Source organism: Ectothiorhodospira haloalkaliphila ATCC 51935 (genome assembly GCF_000633935.1).
GTDB lineage: Bacteria > Pseudomonadota > Gammaproteobacteria > Ectothiorhodospirales > Ectothiorhodospiraceae > Ectothiorhodospira > Ectothiorhodospira haloalkaliphila.
The window spans coordinates 25,736-49,454 of record NZ_KK214998.1 but is presented as its reverse complement, the minus strand read 5'-3'; the positions used below and the strand labels follow the sequence as shown (position 1 = coordinate 49,454).

General features: G+C 65.0%; 22 protein-coding genes. 14 read left to right on the top strand and 8 right to left on the bottom strand.

Going from position 1 to position 23,719, the window contains the following annotated elements; translation table 11 throughout:
- Positions 1-6: 6 nt before the first annotated feature.
- From ECTHA_RS0107975 to ampD, 4 genes are all read right to left on the bottom strand, one after another.
- Complete coding sequence (locus ECTHA_RS0107975) at positions 7-777, bottom strand: inositol monophosphatase family protein (RefSeq protein ID WP_025281466.1); 771 nt, start codon at positions 775-777, stop codon at positions 7-9.
- 60 nt (positions 778-837) lie between these two features.
- Positions 838-1,443: a histidine phosphatase family protein gene (locus ECTHA_RS0107970; protein ID WP_029762395.1), complete on the bottom strand. Its 606-nt coding sequence runs from the start codon at positions 1,441-1,443 to the stop codon at positions 838-840.
- A 10-nt stretch (positions 1,444-1,453) separates the two neighbouring features.
- Positions 1,454-2,401 (bottom strand): regulatory signaling modulator protein AmpE, encoded by a 948-nt coding sequence (gene ampE / locus ECTHA_RS0107965; RefSeq protein ID WP_025281468.1) that lies wholly within the window; start codon positions 2,399-2,401, stop codon positions 1,454-1,456.
- A 158-nt stretch (positions 2,402-2,559) separates the two neighbouring features.
- Positions 2,560-3,123, bottom strand: a complete 564-nt coding sequence (gene ampD / locus ECTHA_RS0107960; RefSeq protein ID WP_025281469.1) for a 1,6-anhydro-N-acetylmuramyl-L-alanine amidase AmpD — start codon at positions 3,121-3,123, stop codon at positions 2,560-2,562.
- 133 nt (positions 3,124-3,256) lie between these two features.
- On the opposite strand from ampD, the gene rep reads away from it, so the two are divergent.
- Both rep and ECTHA_RS0107950 read left to right on the top strand, forming a co-directional pair.
- Positions 3,257-5,257 carry a DNA helicase Rep gene (gene rep, locus ECTHA_RS0107955; RefSeq protein WP_025281470.1) on the top strand — a complete coding sequence of 667 codons (2,001 nt, stop codon included), beginning with the start codon at positions 3,257-3,259 and terminating at the stop codon, positions 5,255-5,257.
- Between the two features lie 47 nt (positions 5,258-5,304).
- Positions 5,305-7,029 carry a potassium/proton antiporter gene (locus ECTHA_RS0107950; RefSeq protein WP_025281471.1) on the top strand — a complete coding sequence of 575 codons (1,725 nt, stop codon included), beginning with the start codon at positions 5,305-5,307 and terminating at the stop codon, positions 7,027-7,029.
- Positions 7,030-7,161: 132 nt separating this feature from the next.
- Here the strand turns inward: ECTHA_RS0107950 and ECTHA_RS0107945 are convergent, their stop codons facing one another.
- From ECTHA_RS0107945 to groES, 4 genes are all read right to left on the bottom strand, one after another.
- Positions 7,162-9,696 carry a heavy metal translocating P-type ATPase gene (locus tag ECTHA_RS0107945; RefSeq protein ID WP_084306854.1) on the bottom strand — a complete coding sequence of 845 codons (2,535 nt, stop codon included), beginning with the start codon at positions 9,694-9,696 and terminating at the stop codon, positions 7,162-7,164.
- 163 nt (positions 9,697-9,859) lie between these two features.
- Positions 9,860-10,495, bottom strand: a complete 636-nt coding sequence (locus ECTHA_RS0107935) for an OmpA family protein (protein WP_025281473.1) — start codon at positions 10,493-10,495, stop codon at positions 9,860-9,862.
- A gap of 160 nt (positions 10,496-10,655) precedes the next feature.
- The gene (gene groL, locus ECTHA_RS0107930; protein ID WP_025281474.1) at positions 10,656-12,305 is read right to left on the bottom strand and encodes a chaperonin GroEL; all 1,650 of its coding nucleotides are present in this window, start codon (positions 12,303-12,305) and stop codon (positions 10,656-10,658) included.
- Between the two features lie 52 nt (positions 12,306-12,357).
- Positions 12,358-12,648 (bottom strand): co-chaperone GroES, encoded by a 291-nt coding sequence (gene groES, locus ECTHA_RS0107925; protein ID WP_025281475.1) that lies wholly within the window; start codon positions 12,646-12,648, stop codon positions 12,358-12,360.
- 250 nt (positions 12,649-12,898) lie between these two features.
- On the opposite strand from groES, the gene ECTHA_RS0107920 reads away from it, so the two are divergent.
- The 12 genes from ECTHA_RS0107920 to ECTHA_RS19890 all read left to right on the top strand — a co-directional run bounded on the left by ECTHA_RS0107920 (position 12,899) and on the right by ECTHA_RS19890 (position 23,693).
- Complete coding sequence (locus ECTHA_RS0107920; protein ID WP_025281476.1) at positions 12,899-13,438, top strand: FxsA family protein; 540 nt, start codon at positions 12,899-12,901, stop codon at positions 13,436-13,438.
- A 235-nt stretch (positions 13,439-13,673) separates the two neighbouring features.
- Complete coding sequence (locus tag ECTHA_RS0107915; protein WP_051582625.1) at positions 13,674-14,255, top strand: thioredoxin family protein; 582 nt, start codon at positions 13,674-13,676, stop codon at positions 14,253-14,255.
- A gap of 20 nt (positions 14,256-14,275) precedes the next feature.
- Positions 14,276-15,580, top strand: a complete 1,305-nt coding sequence (locus tag ECTHA_RS0107910) for a TolC family protein (protein ID WP_025281478.1) — start codon at positions 14,276-14,278, stop codon at positions 15,578-15,580.
- Between the two features lie 201 nt (positions 15,581-15,781).
- On the top strand, positions 15,782-16,546 hold the full coding sequence (locus ECTHA_RS0107905; protein ID WP_244875622.1) for an efflux RND transporter periplasmic adaptor subunit: 765 nt from the start codon (positions 15,782-15,784) through the stop codon (positions 16,544-16,546).
- 51 nt (positions 16,547-16,597) lie between these two features.
- Positions 16,598-16,918: a divalent-cation tolerance protein CutA gene (gene cutA, locus ECTHA_RS0107900; RefSeq protein WP_025281480.1), complete on the top strand. Its 321-nt coding sequence runs from the start codon at positions 16,598-16,600 to the stop codon at positions 16,916-16,918.
- On the top strand, positions 16,915-18,729 hold the full coding sequence (locus ECTHA_RS0107895) for a protein-disulfide reductase DsbD (protein ID WP_025281481.1): 1,815 nt from the start codon (positions 16,915-16,917) through the stop codon (positions 18,727-18,729). The genes cutA and ECTHA_RS0107895 overlap by 4 nt, the downstream gene beginning before the upstream one ends.
- Positions 18,730-18,806: 77 nt before the next feature.
- A complete protein-coding gene (locus tag ECTHA_RS0107890) occupies positions 18,807-19,355 on the top strand; it encodes a TlpA family protein disulfide reductase (protein ID WP_025281482.1) in 549 nt (182 codons plus the stop codon).
- Between the two features lie 267 nt (positions 19,356-19,622).
- On the top strand, positions 19,623-20,066 hold the full coding sequence (gene aroQ, locus ECTHA_RS0107885) for a type II 3-dehydroquinate dehydratase (protein WP_025281483.1): 444 nt from the start codon (positions 19,623-19,625) through the stop codon (positions 20,064-20,066).
- Positions 20,067-20,071: 5 nt separating this feature from the next.
- Positions 20,072-20,551, top strand: coding sequence for an acetyl-CoA carboxylase biotin carboxyl carrier protein (gene accB, locus ECTHA_RS0107880; RefSeq protein WP_025281484.1), 480 nt, complete (start codon positions 20,072-20,074; stop codon positions 20,549-20,551).
- A gap of 13 nt (positions 20,552-20,564) precedes the next feature.
- Positions 20,565-21,905, top strand: coding sequence for an acetyl-CoA carboxylase biotin carboxylase subunit (accC, locus tag ECTHA_RS0107875; protein ID WP_025281485.1), 1,341 nt, complete (start codon positions 20,565-20,567; stop codon positions 21,903-21,905).
- 31 nt (positions 21,906-21,936) lie between these two features.
- Positions 21,937-22,815, top strand: coding sequence for a 50S ribosomal protein L11 methyltransferase (gene prmA / locus ECTHA_RS0107870; RefSeq protein WP_025281486.1), 879 nt, complete (start codon positions 21,937-21,939; stop codon positions 22,813-22,815).
- A gap of 155 nt (positions 22,816-22,970) precedes the next feature.
- Positions 22,971-23,693, top strand: a complete 723-nt coding sequence (locus ECTHA_RS19890) for a DUF3426 domain-containing protein (RefSeq protein ID WP_158407547.1) — start codon at positions 22,971-22,973, stop codon at positions 23,691-23,693.
- The last annotated feature ends 26 nt before the right edge of the window (positions 23,694-23,719 follow it).

Genomic DNA, 23,719 nt, shown 5'->3' with positions numbered 1-23,719 from the left:
CGCAAGTCAGGCCTGGCGGTTCAGCATTTCCAGGGCGATGGCATGGAGTTCCGGCGTGGCCGCGGCCAGCACGCTGGTGGTGTCCAGCGTGAGTGGCTGCCCCTCAAGATCAGTGAACACGCCACCGGCCTCGCGCACCACCACGGCCAGCGCGGCGATGTCCAGGATGTTCACGTCCGACTCCACCACCAGGTCGATACGGCCCGAGGCCAGCAGGTGGTAGTGGTAAAAATCCCCATAGCCCCGGGCACGATTCACCCGCTGCACCATGTCGGACAGACCCTGCCAGCCGGGCCCGCCCGCCAGCGTCTTGATGTTACCCAGGGACAGGGTGGCATCCTCCAGGGTGGTGACGTCGCTCACCCGTATGGGCTTTTCTCCCAGAAAGGCCCCCTCCCCCTTGGCCGCATAGGCCATCTCCTCGAATTCCGGGGCATTTGATACGCCCAGCACCAGCTCCTCACCCTGACGCAGGGCGATCTGGGTGGAGAAGAAGGGATAACGACGCACGAAGCTCTTGGTGCCGTCGATGGGGTCGATCAACCAGAGATATTCCGAATCCATGCGTTCCTGGCCGGTCTCCTCGCCATAGGTGCCATGATCAGGGAAGGCACCGAAGAGGACGGATTTGATGGCCTGCTCCGACTCCAGGTCGGCAATGGTCACCGGCGTCTGGTCCGGCTTGAGCTCCACCTCCACGCCCTGACGATAATGGCGCTGGATCACGCCCTGGGCCTTGAGGGCGGCATCAATGGCAGTCTTGAGAAATGGACTCATGAAGATCCCCTGAAAGTGTGAAAGCCCAGAAGGTTAACACGGCCAGGAGGGGCCGACCCTTCACGACACCCGGGTACGATTCACGAATTCCAGCATCAATCCCCGCTCATCCCGGCGCAGGCGGGTGAGGCCCGCATAGGGCACCTTGATGCGGTACATGGCCTCCAGGGGCACGTCCAGGGCTGCACAGATGCCGGCACGGATCACGCCGGCATGGGTCACCAGAAGCACGTGCTGACCGCGGTAACGGGTTTCCACCCGCGCCAGGGCGTCGGACACGCGCCCCCGGAACTCCCCAAGGGGCTCAGCCCCCTGGGGCCGGGATTTCAACGGGTCCTGGAAGAAGGCCAGGTACTCATCCAGGCTGTTGAGCTTGAGGTCCTCATGACTGCGCCCCTCCCAGGCCCCGAACCCCACCTCCCGGAGGGCGGGTTCGATGGCCATGGGCAGACCCAGGCGCTGCGCCAGTTGCTCGGCAAAGCCCTGGCAGCGGGCCATGGGCGAACTGACCAGGCGATCCCAGGGGCCGCCGGGGTTGGCCTTGCCGCCCACCGCGTCCCACATTTGTCGCCAGCCCTCCTGGCTGAGGGGGTCGTCCACCCCGCTGCCCCGGTAACGCAGGCCGCCGGTGGGTTCGCCATGACGCAGCAGATCCATGCAGATCATTCAACACCCATCAGGCCAGACCCACGATGGTCAGCAGTGCCAGCACGGCCACGAAGGCGATCAGGGTGCGGAACACCAGATTGGAGGCGCGTTCCACCGCAGAGCGGGCTTCCAGGGGGTCCTTCATGTCCACATCGTCCAACTGCACCGCCTCGGAACCGGCGTCGCGCAGCAGACGTTTGTTCTGCTCGGCCATGCCGGCCAGCGGCCCGGTGAAATTGCTGCGCAGCACGGGGAACGCCCGGTCAAAGGTGCCGGTGAGGGCATAACCCAGGGCCACCAGGCGGGCCGGAATCCAGTCCAGCAGGGCCACCAGGCGCACTGCTGCCTGCCGGAAACCGTCCTCAGTGGGCTCGGCCTGGGGCTTGTCCTCACCTTCCTTGCCCTGCTCGCCTTCGGCGGCGGCCGCTGCCGGCTTCTCCTCCGTCGCGGGGGCCTGCAGCAGGTGGGAGAGACGATAGAGCACGGCGCCCAGAGGGCCAAGAATCACGAACCAGAACAGCACGGCAAACAGTCGCGGATTGCTCTCGGACAGGGCCTTTTGCAGCACGGCGCTGGAACGTTCCGCGGCATCGCCGGGCACGTTATCTTCACCAAGGAGTTCACGGGCGTGCTTCATCTCCCGGTCCTCATCCTTCATGGCCCCGGCTTCCAGATAGGAATCCACCTGCCGGTTCAGGTCCCTCGGCCCCAGGCAGAACAGCAGCACGATCAGCCCCAGCAGCAGCCCCACGATACCGGCCAGCATGCCACCCACCAGATGGAAGATCACGGCCACGATGACCAGCGGCACGGCCAGGGTGACCACGAGGGCCGCGGTGCCTCCCAGGCCAAAGCCCTCGGCGCGCGCCCGGATCATGCCGGTCACGCGAGTCAACCATGTGAAGCTTCGCAGGTTCTCAATGGCATTGGTCAGACGTTCTAAAACGACAGCGATGAGAATGGTGATCAGAGACATGGTGGATTTCCAAGGTTAAGATGGTACGCAAAGTTTCGTTGTTCGAATTCCCGCATGCAAGGTCAAACAATACCAAAATCACCCTTGGGGGTTTACTAAATACCGATCACTTGATCCAGTTCCGGGAAACTCAACAAAACCAAGAAAATAACTTGGATTTACCCCCTCCGGCAGGGCCTGCCCAGACACGCCTCAAACCGTTGCCAGTCAAAGCATGGGCCGGGGTCCGTCTTGCGCCCGGGTGCAATGTCCGAGTGGCCGACGACGGGCCTGCCTCGCAAGGATTCATAAGCCTGTTCGAGTACCCCGATCACCTGGGATGCGCGCTCATACTGCACCGCGGCAAAAGGAGAATCATCCGCACCCTCCAGTTCGATGCCAATGGAAAAATCATTGCAGCGCTCGCGCCCTGCAAACCGTGAAACCCCGGCGTGCCAGGCCCGCTCACCAAAAGGTACATACTGCACCAGCGAACCGTCCCGACGCACCAGTAAATGGGCCGACACCCTGAGGGTGTGGATCTGTTCAAAATAGGGGTGCTCGGCGGGGTCCAGCGCATTGGTGAACAGCTGGTCGATCCAGGGCCCACCGAACTGCCCGGGGGGCAGGCTGATGGCGTGGATCACGATCAGTTCGGGGACCACACCCGGCGGGCGGGGGTCATGGTTGGGTGAGGGCGTGTGGGTGGCGGGATGGAGCCAGCCCTGGGGGGTGATGTGCATGCAGTGATCCTTGGGCATCATCGGATTCATGGATCATCGATGATACCGGCGCAACGACGACAACCCACGCCTGTCAGCCGACCGGCCTCGCAGGTACAATACGACGCCCCCTGCCCTTCGCCCCCGGCGCCCCATGGACACACTCAACCCGCAACAACGTGCCGCCGTCGAGTATGTGGACGGCCCCCTGCTGGTGCTGGCCGGTGCCGGCAGCGGCAAGACCCGCGTGATCACCCAGAAGATCGCTCACCTCATCCGGGACAAGGGCATGGCGCCGCGGCATATCGCCGCCATCACCTTCACGAACAAGGCCGCCCGGGAGATGAAGGAGCGGGCCGGCAAGCTGCTCTCCCGGGAGGAGAGCCGTGGACTGACCGTTTCCACCTTTCACACCCTGGGACTCGACTTCATCCGCCGCGAGATTCGTCAACTGGGCTACCGGCCCGGTTTTACCATCTTTGATGCCGCCGATGCCCTGTCCCTGCTCAAGCAACTCACCCATCGCCATGATGAGGGCGTGGAGGTGGAGTCGGCGCGGCATCGCATCAGTCGCTGGAAAAACGATCTGATCAGCGCCGAAGCCGCCCTCTCCCATGCTGCCGACGAGGTGGAGGCCGGCCAGGCCCGCCTGTATGCCGCCTACCAGCGGGCCCTGAAGGCCTATAACGCCGTGGATTTCGATGATCTGATCATCCTGCCGGTGCACCTGATGGAGGAGAACCTGGAGGTGCGCGATCGCTGGCGCCACCGTCTGCGGCACCTGCTGGTGGACGAGTACCAGGACACCAATGCCTGCCAGTACCGGTTGGTGAAGCTCCTGGTGGACGTGGAAGGCGGCCTCACCGCGGTGGGCGATGATGACCAGTCCATCTACGCCTGGCGTGGCGCCCGCCCGGAAAACCTGGTCACCCTGCAACAGGACTTCCCGCGCCTGAAGATCGTCAAGCTGGAGCAAAACTACCGCTCCACCAACGTGATCCTGCAAACGGCCAACCGGCTCATTGCCAACAACCCGCACGTGTTCGAAAAGCGCCTGTGGAGTGGCCTGGGAAAGGGCGAGCCCATTCGCATCCTGCCCTGCAAGGACGGTGAGCACGAGGCCACCCGGGTGGTCTCGGAGATCATGAAGCACCGCTTCAAGCACCGCACCGAGTACAAGGACTACGCCATCCTCTACCGGGGCAATCACCAGGCGCGGGTGTTCGAAAAGCTGCTGCGGGAGAACAGCATCCCCTACAAGGTCAGTGGCGGGCAGTCCTTTTTCGAGCGTGCCGAGGTGAAGGATGTGCTGGCCTATCTGCGCCTGCTGGCCAACCCGGATGATGACAGTGCCTTCTTGCGCATCGTCAACGTGCCCCGCCGGGAGATCGGCGCCGGCACCCTGGAGAAGCTGGGGGAATATGCCTCGTCACGCCACGTGAGCCTGTTCACCGCCAGCCAGGAGATGGGCCTGACGGAGGTGCTCTCGAGTCGCGCCGTGGGCCGCGTGCAGGGTTTCGCCGACTGGCTGCGGGAGCACAGCATGAAGGCCGGCCAGGAAGATCCGGCCCAGGTGGCCCGCACCCTCGTGGAGGACATGCGCTACGAGGACTGGCTACTGGAACAGAGCGCCAACCCCAAGGCGGCCAGCCGACGCATGGAAAACGTGAACGAGGTGCTGGACTGGATGGGAAGACTCTCCCGGGAGGGGGCCGCCGGAGGCAAGAACATCGGCGAGATCGTGGCACACATGACGCTGATGGACATCCTCGATCGGGCCGGAGGCGAGGCCGAAGCAGACGGGGTGCACCTGATGACCCTGCACGCGGCCAAGGGCCTGGAGTTCCCCCATGTGTTCCTGGTGGGCATGGAAGAGGAACTGCTGCCTCACCGGGTGAGCCTGGAAGAGGACACCCTGGAGGAGGAGCGCCGCCTGGCCTACGTGGGGATCACCCGCGCCCAGAAGGGCCTCACCCTCACCTATGCCTGTCGCCGCACCCGTTATGGCGAGATCGTGGACTGCGAACCCAGTCGTTTCCTGCAGGAGCTGCCCGAGGAATTCCTGGAATGGCCCGACGCGAAACCGCCGGACCCGGAGGAGGTCAAGCTGACCGGCAAGGCTCACCTGAGCAACCTGAAAAGCCTGCTGGGTTAGGCTCTGCCCTGTTAGGTAATGGAACATCAGCCTGATAGAGTTTAACCATGGACCTCACCAATCAGATCATTCTCATGGGCAGCCTGGTGCTGCTGGCCAGTGTGCTGGCCGGCGTCGTCACGCGGCGGCTGGGCGTGCCCTTGCTGCTGGTGTTTTTGCTCATCGGCATGCTCATGGGCGAGGAAGGCCCCGGCGGCATCGAGTTCAAGGATGTGCAGATCGCGCACCTGTTCGGCAGCCTGGCCCTGGCCATCATCCTCTTCGATGGCGGCATGCGCACGCCCATCTCCAGCTTCCGTGTGGGGCTCAGGCCGGCCCTGGGGCTGGCCACCATCGGCGTGATGATCACCGCCGGCCTCACCGGGGCCTTCGCCGCCTGGTGGCTGGAACTGAACTGGATGGTGGGCCTGCTGCTGGGGGCCATCGTCGGCTCCACCGACGCGGCGGCGGTGTTCTCCCTGCTCCACTCCCGGGGGCTGGAACTCAAGCAGCGCGTGGGCGCCACCCTGGAGATCGAGTCCGGCAGTAACGATCCCATGGCCATCTTCCTGACCATTGCCTTCATCGAAGTCATCGTGGGTGATCACGGCAACATGGGCCTGACGGTGCTCTGGGAGTTCGTCAAGCAGATGGGGCTGGGGGCCGTGGTGGGGCTGGCCGGCGGGTTGGGCCTTGCGTGGCTCATCAACCGCCTGGAGATCCCCCAGGGGCTGTATCCGCTGGCGGCCATGGCCGGGGGCCTGAGCATCTTCGGCGTGGCGGCGGTCATGGATGGCAGCGGCTTTCTGGCCATCTACCTGGCGGGCCTGCTGCTGGGCAATCGGCCGCTGCAGGCAGCCCAGTACATCAACCGTTTTCATGACGGCATCGCCCAGCTCGCCCAGATCGGCATGTTCCTGATGCTGGGGCTGCTGGTCACCCCCTCCGAGTTGGTGCCGGTGGCTGTGGATGCCCTGCTCATCGCCGCCGTACTGATTCTGGTGGCCCGCCCCATTGCCGTGTGGCTGTGTCTACTGCCGTTTCGCTTCCCCTGGCGGGAACAGGCCTTTGTGGGCTGGGTGGGGCTACGCGGGGCCGTCCCCATCATCCTGGCCCTGTTCCCCTTCCTGGCCGGGATCGACGAAGCGGAGATGCTGTTCAACATCGTCTTCTTCGTGGTGCTGATCTCGCTGCTGGTTCAGGGCTGGACGGTGTCCACCTTCGCCCGTCTGCTAAAGCTGGAAGTCCCCCCCACCAACCATCTGGTGCAGCGGGTGGAACTGGATATTCCCGGGCAGCAGGAACTGGAACTGGTGGGTTACCGCTTGATGGAGACCACGCCGGTGGTGCGGGAGAAGTGGACCAGCTTCACCCTGCCCCGCAGCGTGCGGATAGTGGCCCACCTGAGGGACAAGGTGTTGCTGGATGCCCTGAACATGCTGGATCTGAGACCGGGGGATTATCTGTACCTGATGGCCTCGCCCCATGACCTGAAGGCCCTGGACCGCCTGTTCGTGGCCAGCGAGGCCCCCGAGCGCCTGTCGGAGCGTCAATTCTTCGGGGAGTTCGTGCTCAACGGGGTGGCCCGACTGGATGATCTCTCCCTGGCCTACGGGATCGCCGTGCCCGAGGAGGCCCGTGGCCTTACCCTGGATGAGTTCCTGCGCCGCTCCCTGAACACCCAGCCGGTGGTGGGTGACCGCTTGCAGCTGACGGGCGTGGAACTGGTGGTGCGGGAAGTCTCGGGCGATCGCATCATCAAGGTGGGCCTCAAGCTGAACAAGTCCCGATAGGGAGTCGCCCTGGAAAGCCAACGCCACTGACAGCAGACCGAAAAAAAAGGGGCCCAAGCGGACCCCTAAACATGCGAGAAGAGAAGAGAAAAGCGACACACGAGTAAAATAATACTCGTTCTCATTTTCATGTCAAGCGTTCGATGACATTTTTTCCGGCCGGAAGCGCTTGAGCCGCAGGGCATTGCTGAGCACCGACACCGACGACAGGGACATGGCGGCCGCCGCGAACACCGGTGAGAGCAGCAGCCCGAACACCGGATACAGCACCCCGGCGGCCACCGGCAGCAGGGTGACGTTGTAGGCAAAGGCCCAGAACAGGTTCTGCTTGATGTTGCGCAAGGTGGCCCGGGACAGCGCAATGGCGTTGACCACATTGCCCAGATCGTCGGACATGAGCACCACATCCGCCGACTCCATGGCCACGTCCGTGCCCGAGCCGATGGCAATGCCCACATCCGCCCCCGCCAGGGCCGGGGCATCGTTGATGCCATCCCCCACGAAGGCGACCCGGGTGCCGCCCTCACCCCGCAGGCGGGCCACCTCATCGGCCTTGCCATCGGGCAGCACCTCCGCCAGTACCTGATCGATACCCAGATCCCGGGCCACGGCCTCGGCTGTGCGGCAGTTGTCCCCCGTGATCATCACCACCTTCAGGCCCAGATCGTGCAGGCGCTGCACCGTTTGCCGGGCCGATTCCTTGGGTGGATCAGCCACACCCAGCAAGGCCGTCATTTCTCCGCTCACGGCCATCAGCAGCGGCGTACGGCCCTGCTCCGCCAGAGACTCGGCGGCCTTCCGGGCTGATTCGGCATCCACGCCGGACTCGTCCAGATAACGCCAGGAGCCGATGCGCACTTCCTGGCCATCCACCGTGCCCCTCACCCCCTTGCCGGGGATGGCTTCGAAGTCCTGTACGTCCGGCTCCCCCGCGTTGGCATCCGCCCCCTGGGCGGCGCGCACAATGGCCTGGGCCACCGGATGCTCGGAACGGGACTCCAGGGCCCCGGCCAGGGCCAGCACCCGCTCCCGGGACACGTTCCCGTGAGTGACCACATCGGTGAGTTCCGGGCGACCCCGGGTGAGGGTGCCGGTCTTGTCCATGGCCACCACCTCCACATCCCGCAGGGCCTGCAGGGCATCGCCGCCACGGAACAGCACCCCCATGTCCGCGCCCTTGCCGGTGCCCACCATGATGGACGTGGGCGTGGCCAGCCCCATGGCACAGGGGCAGGCGATGATCAGCACCGCCACGGCATTGACCAGGGCCAGGGTGAGCGCCGGCGCCGGGCCGAAGATCATCCAGACAACGAAGGTGAGCACGGCCACGCCGATGACCATGGGCACAAAGTAGCGGGTGACCTGGTCCACCAGGGCCTGGATGGGCAATCGCGAGGCCTGGGCGGATTCCACCATGCGTATGATCTGCGCCAGCACCGTGTCGGCGCCCACGCGCGTGGCCTGGACGGTCAGGGATCCCTGCCCGTTGATGGTGCCACCGACCACCTCGCCACCGGCCTGCTTGTCCACCGGAATGGGCTCGCCAGTGATCATGGATTCATCCACCCAGGATTGCCCCTCGACCACCTGGCCATCCACCGGGATGCGCTCCCCGGGCCGCACCTGCACCCGCTCATCCACCTGGACCTGATCCACGTCCACATCCTGCCAGGCCCCATCGCGCCAGACCCGGGCACCGCGGGGCTTGAGCCCCATGAGCTTGCGGATGGCCTCGGAGGTAGCGCCCTTGGCCCGGGCCTCCAGGAAGCGGCCCACCAGCACCAGGGTGATGATCACCATGGAGGCCTCGTAATACACATGCACCGACTCCGCCGGCAGCACCCCGGGCAAAAAGGTGGCCACCACCGAGTAGCCATAGGCCGCCGAGGTGCCCAGCATCACCAGGGAATTCATGTCCGGGGCACCGCGCACCAGCGCGGGCCAGCCCTTGCGATAGAATCGCAGCCCCGGGCCGAACTGCACGGCAGTGGCCAGCACGAAGAACAACAGATACACGGCCTGGGTGCCCACGGCTCCGTGCACCGCTTCGTGAAAGGCCGGAATGAAGTGCCCGCCCATGTCCAGCACCACCACGGGCAGGGTCAGGGCGGCGGCGATCATGACGGCGCGGCGCAGGCCGGTGAGTTCCGCCGCGCGCCTGGCCCGTTCCCGGTCCTCCCGGTCGGGTCCGGCTTCCAGGGGTTTGCTCTCATAGCCGGCGTCGGTGACGCGGCGCGCCAGGTCCGCGGCGGTGATGGCACCGGTCAGCACCGTCACGCGGGCCTGGCCATTGGCCAGGTTCACGGCTGCGTCCGTCACCCCAGGTGTCTGATCCAGTACCCGCTGCACACGACTGGAGCAGGCGCCGCAGTTCATGCCTTGCACATCCAGCACCAGGTCATCGGTTTCCACCTGATAGCCAGCGTCGGCGACTGCCTGGCGCAGGGTGTTGGCATCTGGAAGGCCCTGATCGCTTTCGATGGTGGCCTGCTCGGTGGCCAGGTTCACGCTCACCCGATCCACGCCGGGTAACGCGCGCAGGGCATCCTCTACGCGACCGACACAGGAAGCGCAACCCATGCCGCCGATGGACAGGGTCAGTGAAGCGCCCCCGGAACGGGAGACGGCGTCGGGTGAAGAAGTGGATGCGGGGGTGGATGTGGACATGGGCCGACCGGTGACTGAGTAGTTCGGTCAGGTTATGACGGATCGGCGCCCGGGGTAAATCCCCCGGTATTCAATGACGGGGCCGGTGCGGGAAACAGAGAACCCCTCTCCCGCTTGCGGGAGAGGGGCCTGGGGTAAGGGCGAAGGCGAGAGCCAGCTGGCCTTAGTTCACCCGTTCCGTCTTCTCGATACGGATCTCGACACGGCGGTTCTGCTGACGGCCTTCCCGGGTGTCGTTATAGGCCACGGGACGGTCAGGACCATAACCCACGGTCGTCATCACGTCTGCGGGCACACCTTGCTCAGCCAGGTAGTCCTTCACGGCATCGGCGCGATCCTGGGACAGGCGCTCGTTGAGGGAACGCGGGCCGGTGCTGTCGGTGTGACCGGAGATCATCACACGGTCCAGTTCCGCACCTGCGGCCATGATGCGGCGGGCCACGGCATCCAGTTCGGTGGTGGCAGCCGGGGTCAGTTCGTGCTTGCCGATGGCGAACAGCACTTCAGAACCCAGGGTGATGGTCTCGTAGCGCGGCTCCGGCTCGGGAGTCGGCTCGGGGGTCGGCTCGGCGCGCGGTTCCGGCTCTGGCTCTGGCTCTGGCGCCACGTATCCCTGGCAGCCCTCGATAGCCAGATCCTGTTCCCAACGCGGCGTGTGCACGCAATCACCGGAGCCATCGCGCACCACATTGCCGCGGGGATCCACAGTGTAGCCACTCGAGGCGGATGCCGCCGGAATGCTGGCAAACATCAGAACGGTGGCCAGCCCAACGCCACAGGTCAGGGTCATTTTTTGCATATTATTTTCTCCTTATCTCGCTTCACGTCTGTAACACCATACAAGATATCAGGGCCGGATGCGTAGTGCCCCGGATCGCGCCAAAAAACAACAAAGCCCCGCACAAGGCGGGGCTTTGCAGACTGCCAAGGGCAGATTCAGGCGCTGATGGCGCGGGCGATTACATCATGCCCATGCCACCCATACCGCCCATGCCACCCATGTCGCCGCCGCCCATGGCAGGCTCGTCCTTCTTGGGCAGTTCGGCCACCATGGCTTCGGTGGTGATGATCAGGGCGGCCACGGAGCCAGCGTTCTGCAGCGCGGTGCGGGTCACCTTGGTGGGATCCAGGATGCCCATCTCGATCATGTCGCCAAACTCGCCGGTGGCGGCATTGTAGCCCTGGTTGCCCTTGAGCTCGCGCACCTTGTTCATGATCACGGCAGGCTCTTCGCCGCAGTTCTGCACGATCTGGCGCAGGGGTTCTTCCATGGCCAGACGGGCCAGGCTGATGCCCATGTCCTGGTCGTGGTTGGCACCCTTGAGGTCCTTCATGCCTTCCAGGGCACGGATCAGGGCAACGCCGCCGCCGGGCACCACGCCTTCTTCCACGGCTGCACGAGTCGCGTGCAGGGCGTCTTCCACGCGGGCCTTCTTCTCCTTCATTTCCACTTCGGTGGCGGCACCCACCTTGATCACGGCCACACCGCCGGCCAGCTTGGCGACGCGCTCCTGCAGCTTCTCCTTGTCGTAATCGGAGGTGGCTTCCTCGATCTGGGCACGGATCTGGTCGACCCGGTCCTTGATGTCGGCTTCGCGACCGGCACCGTCGATGATGGTGGTGTTTTCCTTGGTGACCACGATGCGCTTGGCCTGACCCAGGTCGTCCACGGTGGCCTTCTCCAGGGACAGACCCACCTCTTCGGAGATGACCTGACCGCCGGTGAGCACGGCGATGTCCTGCAGCATGGCCTTGCGACGATCACCAAAGCCCGGGGCCTTGACGGCAGCCACCTTGACGATACCGCGGATGGAGTTCACCACCAGGGTGGCCAGGGCCTCGCCCTCAATGTCCTCGGCGATGATCAGCAGGGGCTTGCCGGACTTGGCCACGCCTTCCAGCAGGGGCAGCAGTTCGCGGATGTTGGAGATCTTCTTGTCGTACAGCAGCACGAAGCAGTCATCCAGCTCGGCGGCCATGTTCTGCTGGTTGTTGACGAAGTAGGGGGACAGATAGCCGCGATCGAACTGCATGCCTTCCACCACGTCCAGGAAGTTCTCCAGGGAGGAGCCTTCTTCCACGGTGATCACGCCTTCCTTGCCCACCTTTTCCATGGCCTCGGCGATGATCTGGCCCACGGATTCGTCGGCGTTGGCGGAGATGGTGCCCACCTGGGCGATGGCCTTGTTGTCGGTGCAGGGCTTGGACAGCTTGGCCAGCTCTTCAACCGCAGCGGCCACGGCCTTGTCGATGCCGCGCTTGAGGTCCATGGGGTTCATGCCGGCGGTGACGGCCTTCATGCCTTCGCGAACGATGGCCTGGGCCAGCACGGTGGCGGTGGTGGTACCGTCGCCGGCCACATCGGAGGTCTGGGAGGAGACTTCCTTCACCATCTGGGCGCCCATGTTCTCGAACTTGTCTTCCAGTTCGATTTCCTTGGCCACGGACACGCCGTCCTTGGTCACGGTGGGGGCACCGAAGGACTTCTCCAGGACCACGTTACGGCCCTTGGGGCCCAGGGTCACCTTGACGGCGTTGGCCAGGACGTTCACGCCCCGGACCATGCGATTGCGGGCATCATCACCAAAACGGACTTCTTTTGCGCTCATGCTTGCTTGATCCTCTGTAAATCGTTTCTGTTCGGGGTGCGGGCTGACCGGATCAGCCTTCGACGACGGCCATCACGTCTTCCTCGCGCATGACGAGGAGATCCTGACCGTCCACCTTCACCTCGGTGCCGGAGTACTTGCCGAAGATGACCTTGTCACCCACCTTCAGGTCCAGGGCACGGACGTCGCCGTTCTCGAGGATCTTGCCATTGCCAACGGCCATCACTTCGCCGCGGATCGGCTTCTCGGCAGCACTGTCGGGGATCACGATCCCACCGGGGCTGGTGCGCTCTTCTTCCATGCGCTTGATGATCACCCGGTCATGCAACGGACGGATATTCATGGGCCTTGACTCCTCAGATAAATCGATTGGACGGGTTTTTGTGTCTGTCCCGGGGGCTTGTTAGCACTCCCCCTCGGTGAGTGCCAATGATAGTAACGCACTTTGGGATGTCAAGGGGGGAACAATCGACAAACTGCTGCAGGGGACGGATTTCAACCCGTCCTCGTTGACTGGCAGCCCGGGGTCTGCAGTTTACGCGCCCGTCGCGGCGCTGTTATAAACGATCCAAACCCAACGGAAACCCCACGTCATGCCTGTCTTTCCGATTCTCCTCGTCCTCTTTTTCACCATCCCGCTGGTGGAGATCTACGTCCTGATCCAGGTGGGCGGCATCATCGGCGTCTGGCCCACGGTGGGTCTGGTGGTGCTCACCGCGGTGGTGGGCGCCGCCCTGCTCCGCCGCCAGGGGCTGGCCACCCTCACCCGGGTGCAGCAGAGCATGGACCGGGGGCAACTCCCCGCCACCGAACTGGTGGAAGGCTTCTTCCTCGTCATCGGCGGCGCCCTGCTGCTCACCCCGGGGTTTGTCACCGACGTGGTGGGCTTCGCCTGCCTGCTCCCGGGCAGTCGCCGGGTGATGGCGAATTACCTGATCAACCGGGGCGTATTCATGGCCCAGACTCATGCCCAAAACGTGTATACGGAGTACCGAGGCCAGGGACCGCGCCCCGGGGCCGGACCGGGTGGCGACCCGCGCCGGCCGGGGGGCGGGCAGACCATCGAAGGCGAGTGGGAGCGCGAGGAGGAGAACAGGCCGGAGGTGGAACCGCCACGCAAGGATCAGAAATAGCCCCAACCTGACCCGCTCCCGTAGGAGCCGCCCTCGGCGGCGAAAAACGGCGTGCACAGCCCCCAGCCAGACGCCACCCCCGTTCGCGGGCAGGCCCGCTCCCACAGTGCAGATTTCCTTGGCAGGGTGCGGGCCGGCTGAGTTCCGCCAGCACCACCCCACCAAAAACTTCTTTCCATATCTCCCATGGATATATTAAATTGACATTCACGGATCGAACCGCAGGAGATATGTCATGCGCACCCGCCCCCCCAGAACGGACCGCCCCAGCCTGCCCCTGATCATCAGCCTGCTGCTGACGCTGGCCCTCGTGGCACCCCTGGCCGGCCAGGCCGTGGCCGATGAGCGCGATCCCTACGAGCACTTCTTCCGCACCACCTTCGGCGACTTCCAGGAGGAACTGGAACTGGCCCGGGACGAGGGCAAAAAGGCCATCCTCATCTTCTTCGAGATGGACGCCTGCCCCTTCTGTCATCGCATGAAGGACAACATCCTCAACCAGCGCCAGGTGCAGGAGTACTTCAACGCCCACTTCGCCAGCTTTTCCGTGGATGTGGAGGGCGCCATCGAGATCACTGACTTCGAGGGCAACACCACCACCGAACAGGCCTGGGCCTTCGAGGAACACGGCGTGCGGGCCACCCCGGTGTTCCAGTTCTTCAACCTGGACGGCGAACCCATCGCCCGATTGACCGGCCCCACCTCCAGCGTGGAGGAATTCATCTGGCTGGGCGAATACGTGGAGGGCGGTCACTATGAGGATCTGCCCTTCAGCCGCTATCGGCGTGAACGCCAGCAGGAGGCCCGGGGCGGCTGAGCCGTAACCGGACTCGCCCCATGCCATCTCGACGCCTGATACGGGCCCTGGGTCCGCTGGTCTGCCTCGGGCTGTTGCTGCCCGCGCAGGCCCCCATCCGGGCCAATGAACTGCCCCGCCCCCTCACCCTGGAGGACGCGCTGACGCACGCCAGCCCGACCCATCCCAGCCTTACCCGAAGCCAGGCCCGCCAACGTCTAGCCGAGGCGGACCGGGACCTGGCCGAGAGTCGCAATGACCTGGAAATCGGGCTACGCCTGAATCCTCGCTGGATCGAGCCCAACGATCTTGCCCCCATCGACCGCCACGACGACTCCCGCGCCCTGCTCCAGGCCCGCAAGACGCTTTACGACTTCGGTCGCAGCCATCATCAGCAGGCCGCGGCGGAAACCACCCTGAGGGGCGAGACCCTGGCACTCACCCACACCCGGGCCCAGCGCCGCCTGGAGATCATGCGCGGCTATTTCCAGGTGTTGCTGGCCGATCTCACCTATGCCCGGGACAACGAGGCCATGGCCGTGGAGTTCGTGGAACTCAATCGTCTGCGTGAGCGCCATGGCCTGGAACAGATCTCGGAAATTGACCTGATGGCCAGGGAGAACAGCTATCAGGCCGCCCGCATGCAGCGCCTTGAGAGCCTGCAACGCACCCGTGCCATGCGCCAGCAACTGGCTTTGATCCTGGGCCACCCGGGCGACGTGCCCGACCGCCTGCGCTCACCACGCTTGCCCGGCAATGACCGGGACCTGCCGGATCTCGAAACCCTATGGCAAACCGCCGAGCAGAATAATCCCCGGCTGCGCGCATTGCGCCTGGAGGTGGAAGCCGCAGGTCAGCGCATCGCCGCCCAGCGGGCCCAGGGCCGCCCCACCCTGCAGGCCGAGGCGGAAGCCGGCTGGTGGAACCGTGAATTCGGTGGGGATCGCAACCCACTGGCCCTGGGTCTGGTGCTGGACGTCCCCCTGTATTCAGGCGGCCGCGTGGACGCTGCCACCGCCCGGGAACAGGCCGGGCGCCTGGAGGCCCAGGCCCATCTGGCCGAAGCGGAATACGCCCTGCGCCAGGACATACTGGAAACCTGGCAACGCATCCAGCAACTGACCACCCGACGCGAACAGGCCCAGGTACATGCCGACTACCGGGACCTGTATCTGGACCGCAGCCGCAGCCTCTACGAGATGGAAGTGGCCACCGACCTGGGCGACGCTATGACCCGTCAGTCCGAGGCCCTGCTGCTCACCGCCGAAACCGAATTCCTGCTGGCCCTGGCCTGGGAACGCCTGGCCCTCCTCACCGGCCAGCCCGACTTCAGCCCCCTTGACTAGCAGAAACAACAAGAGAGAAGGGAAGAAAAAGGGAAGAGGACAGGCACCTCTTTTCGGGCACCTCTTTTCGACCTTTTATCGGGACCGGAGACATCGAAGATGAGCAAAAAGGGGACAGACACCTTTCCGAGGCCACAACCGGGCGGACGCCCTCTCCGCCTTCGCCTTCACCCTCTTCGCGAACACCTGCCCGCCCGCTTCTTGCTGATCTGGATCGCCGTATTGCTGGTGCCGGCGACCAGCCTGGCCGAGGAAGGGTTCGCCGACGAGACGCCGGCACGGCTGGACTGGTCGATGCGGATGGAGGTGGGCAGCCCGGTCTCGGGTGTCGTGACGCGGGTGAAGGTTCAGCCCGGCGATCGGGTGGGCGAGGGGGATGTGCTGGTGAGCCTGGATGACCGCGCCCCGAAGGCTGAGCTGGAGCGCGCCCGGGCCCAGGAGCAGCGGCTCAAGCTGGCTCGCGAGGAGGCGGAGCGGGAATATGAGCGCACGCGCGAAATGTACGACCGCGCCCTCATCTCCAGCCGGGAGCTGGCCCTGGCAGAGATCGACCAATCCATGGCGCGAGCGGCCCACCAGGGCGCCCGGGCAGAACTCACCCAGGCGCGGCTGGGGCTGGAATACAGTCAGGTGAAGGCCCCCATGGAGGCCCTGGTGGTGGCCCGGCACGTACACCCGGGCCAGGTGGTGCAAAACACCCTGCAGGTGCAACCCCTGCTCACCCTGGCCGTGGTGCAACCCATGGTGGCGGTGCTTGAGGTCTCCAGCCGCCGGGCCGCCGAACTGGAGCCTGGCACCCAGGTGCGCGTGCGGGTGGAGGATCAGGAATTTCAGGGCCGCGTGCAGCGGGTGGGGCTCGAGGCCCTGGAGAGTGATGCGGGGAGCTTTCAGGCATGGGTGGCCTTTGATCCGCCCGAGGATCATCGCTTGCGTGCCGGCATGTCGGCCTGGGTGGTGCTGCCCTGAGGCAGCCCTTACACTCAAGCCTCATCCTCAGTTGCACCCCCTGGAGCGACCATGCACGAACCCCTGTTGATCATCACCACACTGGACGACGACGCCCGCGCCCGGGAGATCGGCGGACTTCTGGTGGAAAAGCGCCTGGCGGCCTGCGTCACCGTACTGCCCGGCTCCACGTCCATCTACGAGTGGGAAGGCGAGATTCAGGAAGACTCGGAATACGTGCTCCTGATCAAATCCCGGGCGGAGTGCTACGAGGCCCTGGAGGAAGCCCTGCTGGATGAGCACCCCTATGAACTTCCCGAGATTATCGCGGTTCCAATCACCCACGGACTTGAAGGCTACCTGGACTGGATAGAGGAAACCACGGACCCATGACTGATTCGCTGAAACGGCTATTGCTCGCCCTCTTCCTGCTCCTGCTGGTGCCCTCGGGAACGGCGCTGGCGCTGATGGGGGATGACCTGCTGCCACCGGAGGAGGCCTTTGCCTTCGAGGCTTACATGGCCGACGAGGACACGGTGGTGGCGCAGTGGACCATCGCCGATGGCTATTACATGTACGGCGAGCAGTTCCGTTTCGAATCGCAGACGGACGGTATCGAACTGGGGGATCCCCGCCGCCCGGCGGGCACCATCAAGGAAGACGAGTTCTTCGGCCAGGTGGAAACCTACCGGGACAGCATCCGCATCCAGATCCCCATCACCCGCGCCGATGACGCCCCCGGCTCATTGGATCTGAGAGCCCGCTCCCAGGGCTGCGCCGATATCGGCGTGTGCTACCCACCCCTGTTTCAGACCGCCTCCCTGGACTTGAGCGACATCCGTGGCGTGATTGAAGACGAGGCCACCGCGCCCACCGACACCTCGCCTGCCGCGCCGGTCTCGGAGCAGGACCGCATCGCCGGGCAACTGGCGGACGGGCGCATCTGGCTGGTGGCCCTGGTCTTCTTCGGCTTCGGCCTGCTGCTCACATTCACGCCCTGCGTGTTCCCCATGATCCCCATCCTGTCCAACATCATCCTGGGGCAGAAGGATCTCACCACCCGCAAGGCCTTCCTCATCTCGCTGGTCTTCGTGCTGGCCATGGCCCTCACCTACACCGTGGCCGGGGTGCTGGCCGGGCTGGCCGGCGCCAACCTGCAGGCCGCCTTCCAGAACCCCTGGATCATCGGCGGCTTCGTGGCGGTGTTCATCGCCCTGGCGATGTCCATGTTCGGGTTCTACGAGTTGCAGGTCCCGGCATCCATCCAGACAAAACTCTCCACCGTCTCCAACCGCCAACAGGGGGGCACCCTGATGGGTGCGGGCATCATGGGCTTCCTCTCGGCGCTGATCGTCGGCCCCTGCGTGACCGCCCCGCTGGTGGGGGCACTGCTGTACATCAGCCAGACCGGTGATGCCTTCCTGGGGGGCCTGGCCCTGTTCAGCCTGAGCATGGGCATGGGGCTGCCGCTGCTGATCCTGGGCACCTCGGCCGGCAAGATCCTGCCCCGGGCCGGGGCCTGGATGGACACGGTCAAGGCCGTGTTCGGTGTGCTGCTGCTGGCCATGGGCATCTGGCTGCTGGAGCGGGTGGTGCCCGCCCAGGTGACCATGCTGTTGTGGTCGGCGCTGCTCATCGTCTCCGCCGTTTACATGGGCGCCCTCACCGCCCTGCCCGATGCTGCAAGCGGCTGGCGGGCCCTGTGGAAGGGCCTCGGTCTGGTGATCCTGGTCTACGGCGTGATCCTGATGATCGGCGCCGCGTCCGGGGGCAAGGATGTGTTCCGCCCCCTCAGTGGCCTGGCCATGGGAGGTGCCGCCAGCGAACAGGCCAGCCTCTCATTCCAGCCGGTGGACAGCATGGCGGATCTTGAGCGCGAACTGGAACGGGCCCGTGAATCGGGTCAGCCGGTGATGCTGGACTTCTACGCCGACTGGTGCGTGGACTGCGTTCGCCTGGAGCGCACCACCTTCCGCAACCCGGACGTGGTGGCCGCCCTCTCCGGCACCCGCCTGCTCAAGGCGGACGTGACCGCCAACACCTCGGATCATCGCGAGTTGATGCGACACTTCGAGCTGTTCGGGCCGCCGGCGATGATCTTCTTCGATGCCGAAGGGGAAGAGCGGCGGGATTTCCGGATGATGGGATACAAGGCGGCCGGGCCGTTTCTGGAGCACGTGAACCGGGCGTTTGGGCGGGGGTAACGCTGGCAACGGGCGCGCCCTCACCCCCTCCCATAAACCTCTTGTCCCTTTCTGAATCACAAACAACCTGAGACATCATGACCCCAAGACACCTTCTCACCCCCCTGCTCTCCCTCGCCCTGATGACCGGCGGCCTCACCTTCACGGCCGCCTCCTTGGCCCCCACCACCGCGCACGCCGACAGCAACCTCACCGGTGCCGGCATGCAGGGTCAGCAGCGGCCGGACTTCACCCTGCACGACCTGGAAGGTGAGTCGCGCCACATCAGCGAATGGGACGAGCGCGTGGTGTTGTTGAACTTCTGGGCCACCTGGTGCCCACCGTGCGTCAGGGAGATGCCCCTGTTCGTGGACATGCAGGAGGAATATGAGGAACAGGGCCTGACCATCGTCGCCGTGGCCATCGACGAACATCAGGCGGTGAGCGACTTTCTGGACACCTACGGCGTCAACTTCCCCGTGCTCATCGGCGAGGACGATGCCATGGACGTGGCCAGCGAGTATGGCAACCGCTTCGGCAGCCTGCCCTACAGCGTGCTGCTGGACCGGGATGGCAAGGTGCGGTATATCCATGCGGGCGAGTTGAAGCGGGATACCCTGGAGCGGGAGATGAAGCCGCTGTTGTGAGCCCCGTGCCGTGACTGCCCTCACCCCAACCCCTCTCCCGCAATCGGGAGAGGGGCTCACGCCCCACCCCAATCTCGTCACAAATTCCGCAGAAATTGCCCCAAACTCCGGGCAAAATCAGTGTTCCCTTATTTAACGGCTGGACACCCCCCCGCCCTTGAGGCACAATCCTGGGCACCTTTGGGGGGTGTCCTTTCTCTGCGCATCGCTGCGGTTTCATCCCGCAAAGGTCGGGTATTTCCCACTTTCAAGCGTGCGTGAATCCACATGGCCAAGTTCCTGCTGCTGAACGGTCCCAACCTGAACCTCCTGGGCACTCGCGAGCCGGGCATTTATGGCGCGCAGACGCTGGACGACATCGTCCACTCCCTGCAGCAACAGGCACACCAGTCGGGCCACACCCTGGAGGCCTTCCAGTCCAACGCCGAGCATGCCCTCATCGATCGCATCCATGAGGCGCGCACTCAGGACGTGGACTGCATCCTGATCAACCCGGGGGCCTTCACGCACACCAGCATCGCCCTGCGCGACGCCCTGCTGGGCGTGGCCATCCCTTTCATTGAAGTGCATCTATCCAACACCTTCGCCCGCGAGGCCTTTCGCCACCATTCCTACCTGTCGGACGTGGCGGCCGGCGTGATCATCGGCCTGGGGCCGCAGGGATACGCGCTGGCGCTGCAGGCGGCCATCCAACAGACAACCCGAAGCTGAGCACCATGGATATCAGAAAGATCAAGAAACTCATCGAACTACTGGAAGAATCGGGCATCAACGAGATCGAGATCCAGGAGGGAGAGGAATCCGTGCGCATCACCCGGGCCGCCCCGAACAGTGGCCAGGCGTTCATGATGCCGCAGAACTTCATGGTTCCCGGCGGTGCCCAGCAACCGGCGGCGCCCGCGGCCCCGCCCGCCCCGGCAGCGGCAACCGCAGAGAGTGACAGCGGCCCCCGCCTGCCCTCCGGCCATCAGGTGCTCGCCCCCATGGTGGGCACCTTCTACCGAGCGCCCACGCCAGGCGCCAAATCCTTCGTCGAGGTGGGTCAGCAGGTGGAGGAGGGCGACACCCTCTGCATCATCGAAGCCATGAAGATGCTCAACCAGATCGAAGCGGACAAGGCCGGCGTCATCAAGGCCGTGCTGGTGGAAAACGGCCAGCCGGTGGAATACGGCGAGCCCATGTTCATCATCGACTGAGGGGCAGCCACCCATGTTCGACAAGATACTGATTGCCAATCGGGGCGAGATTGCCCTGCGCATCCTGCGCGCCTGTCGGGAGATGGGCATCAAGACCGTGGCGGTGCACTCCGAGGCCGATCGTGACCTCAAGCATGTGCGCCTGGCGGACGAGTCCGTGTGCATCGGCCCGGCCCGTTCCGGGGAGAGCTACCTGAACATCCCGGCCATCATCAGTGCCGCCGAGGTGACCGACGCCGAGGCCATCCACCCCGGCTACGGCTTTCTCTCGGAGAACGCCGATTTTGCCGAGCGAGTGGAGTCCAGCGGCTTTGTCTTCATCGGCCCCCGGGCCGACACCATCCGCCTGATGGGCGACAAGGTGTCCGCCAAGGACGCCATGCTCAAAGCGGGTGTGCCCTGTGTGCCGGGCTCCGGCGGCGCCCTGGGGGACGACGCCGAAGCCAACCTGGAACTGGCCCGCAAGATCGGCTACCCGGTGATCATCAAGGCGGCCGGCGGCGGCGGTGGGCGCGGCATGCGCGTGGTACATTCCGACGGCGCCCTGATCAATGCCATCTCCCTGACCCGCAGCGAGGCCGCTTCTGCCTTCAACAACCCCGTGGTGTACATGGAGAAATACCTGGAAAAACCTCGCCATGTGGAGTTCCAGGTGATCGCCGACGAACACGGCAATGCCATCAGCCTGGGCGAGCGGGACTGTTCCATGCAGCGCCGCCACCAGAAGGTGATCGAGGAGGCCCCGGCCCCGGGCATCACCGACGAGGAGCGCCAGCGCATCGGCGAACGCTGCGCCGAGGCCTGTCGGACCATCGGTTATCGGGGCGCCGGCACCTTCGAGTTCCTGTACGAGGATGGCGAGTTCTTCTTCATCGAGATGAACACCCGCGTGCAGGTGGAGCACCCGGTCACGGAGATGGTCACCGGCCTGGACATCGTCCGCGAACAGATCATGGTGGCCGCGGGACACCCCCTGAGCATCAGCCAGGAGGAAGTGCAGATCCGCGGCCATTCCATCGAATGCCGCATCAACGCCGAGGATCCGGCCACCTTCATGCCCTCCCCCGGCACCATCACCCAGTATCATGCCCCCGGCGGCCCCGGGGTGCGGGTGGACACCCATATCTACAACGGCTACAAGGTGCCACCGTATTACGACTCCATGATCGGCAAGCTGGTCACCTTTGGCGCCACCCGTGACATCGCCATCGCTCGCATGCGCGGGGCCTTGTCGGAGATCGTGGTGGAGGGCATCAAGACCAACATCCCCCTGCACCGGGATCTGCTGGCCGATGTGTCTTTCCAGAATGGCGGCACGGACATCCATTACCTGGAGAAGAAGCTCAAGCTTTGAGCTCCATTCACGCAGTGCAAGAGACCGACCGATGATCCAGATCACCCTCCCCGCCACGGCGGAACAGACTGAAGCCGTCGAGGATGCCCTGCTGGGTCATGGGGCGGTCTCGGTGATGCTCCGCGACGCCGGGGATGTGCCCCTGCTGGAGCCGCTGCCCGGTGAGGAACCCCTGTGGCCGGACCTGCTGGTGACCGGGCTGTTTCAGCCCGAGACCGATCTGAATGAAATCACCCGCATCCTGGCGGCGGAACTGAACATGGACGCCTCGCGCATCCACCATGAGGTGCTGCCGGATCGCGACTGGGTGCGGGCCTGCATGGATGATTTTCATCCCATCCGCTTTGGCCAGCGCCTGTGGATCGTGCCCACCTGGCACGACACCCCCGACAGCGATGCGGTGAACATCCGCCTGGACCCGGGCCTGGCCTTCGGCACCGGCACCCACCCCACCACCGCCATGTGCCTGCGTTGGCTGGATGCTCACCCGCCCAAGGACCGGGAGGTGTTGGACTATGGCTGCGGCTCCGGCATCCTGGCCATCGGCGCCCTGAAACTGGGGGCGGCCAGCACCTGGGCCGTGGACATCGACCCTCAGGCCATGACGGCCACCCGGGAGAATGCCCAACGCAACGGGATCCCGGACGAGCAACTGATCACCGGTCTGCCGGACATCCTCCCCGAAGATGCCCGCTTTGACCTGACCCTGGCCAACATCCTGGCCAGCCCGCTGATGACCCTGGCACCGGCCCTGGGTGGTCGCACCCGCCCCGGCGGCCAGATCATCCTGGCCGGCCTGCTGGACCGCCAGGCCAATGATCTGATGTCATGCTACGAACGCTGGTTCGAGATGCGCATCGCCGACCAGCAGGACGGCTGGACCCTCCTGGAGGGCACCCGCCGGCAATAACAGGATCCACCTGTGGGAGCGGCCCTGGCCCGCGAAACAAGCCCCCGGAATACAACCGCCCCTCGTGGGAGCGGCCCTGGCCCGCGAAACAAGCCCCCGGAATACAACCGCCCCTCGTGGGAGCGGCCCTGGCCGCGAACAAGGCGCCCCGGACCATGACCGACGACACCAACACTCCGGAAGACCCGCCCCGCCCCCGGCGTCGCGCCCTCAACCCCAACGCCTTCGGTGTACAACGCTACGACGACACCCACCGCCCCGGACAACCGCGCCCGGCGGTGCCCCTCGGCCAGACCAGCAGCCCCTTTGAAGACGTCTTCCCCCCCGTATCCAACGAGCTGGATTCGACCACGGACCCTGGCATTCCTCATGCCCTGCGCGAGGATCTGGAACGATCGGGCACCCGGCCACGCAGCACCGCCCGCACCCTGGCCTGGGGCAGCGCCTGCCTGATGCTGATCCTGCTGCTGGGCGCCCAGGTGGCCTATCAGGAGCGCTATCAACTCCTGACCATGGAACCCCTGGAGCCCTGGGTGCGCGCCGCCTGCACCCCGCTCGACTGCCAGCTACCGGACCGCCGCGACCTGGCCGCCCTGCGCATCGCCCAGCGCCAGGTGGCCAGCCACCCGGACCAGCCCGACGCCCTCATGGTGACGGCCCTCATCGAGAATCGCGCCGGATTCGCCCAGCCCCACCCGGTGGTGGAGCTCACCTTCATGGACGTGATGGGCCGCCCCCTGGCCGCCCGTCGCTTCCAGCCACTGGACTATCTGCCCGGCCCGACTCCCCCCATTCCGGCAGGCCAGAGCGCCGAACTCCGGCTTGAATTGAAAGACCCGGGGGGTGACGCCGTGGCCTTTGAGTTCCGATTCCTCTGAGTCAAGCTTTAACCGCTGCAGCGCCG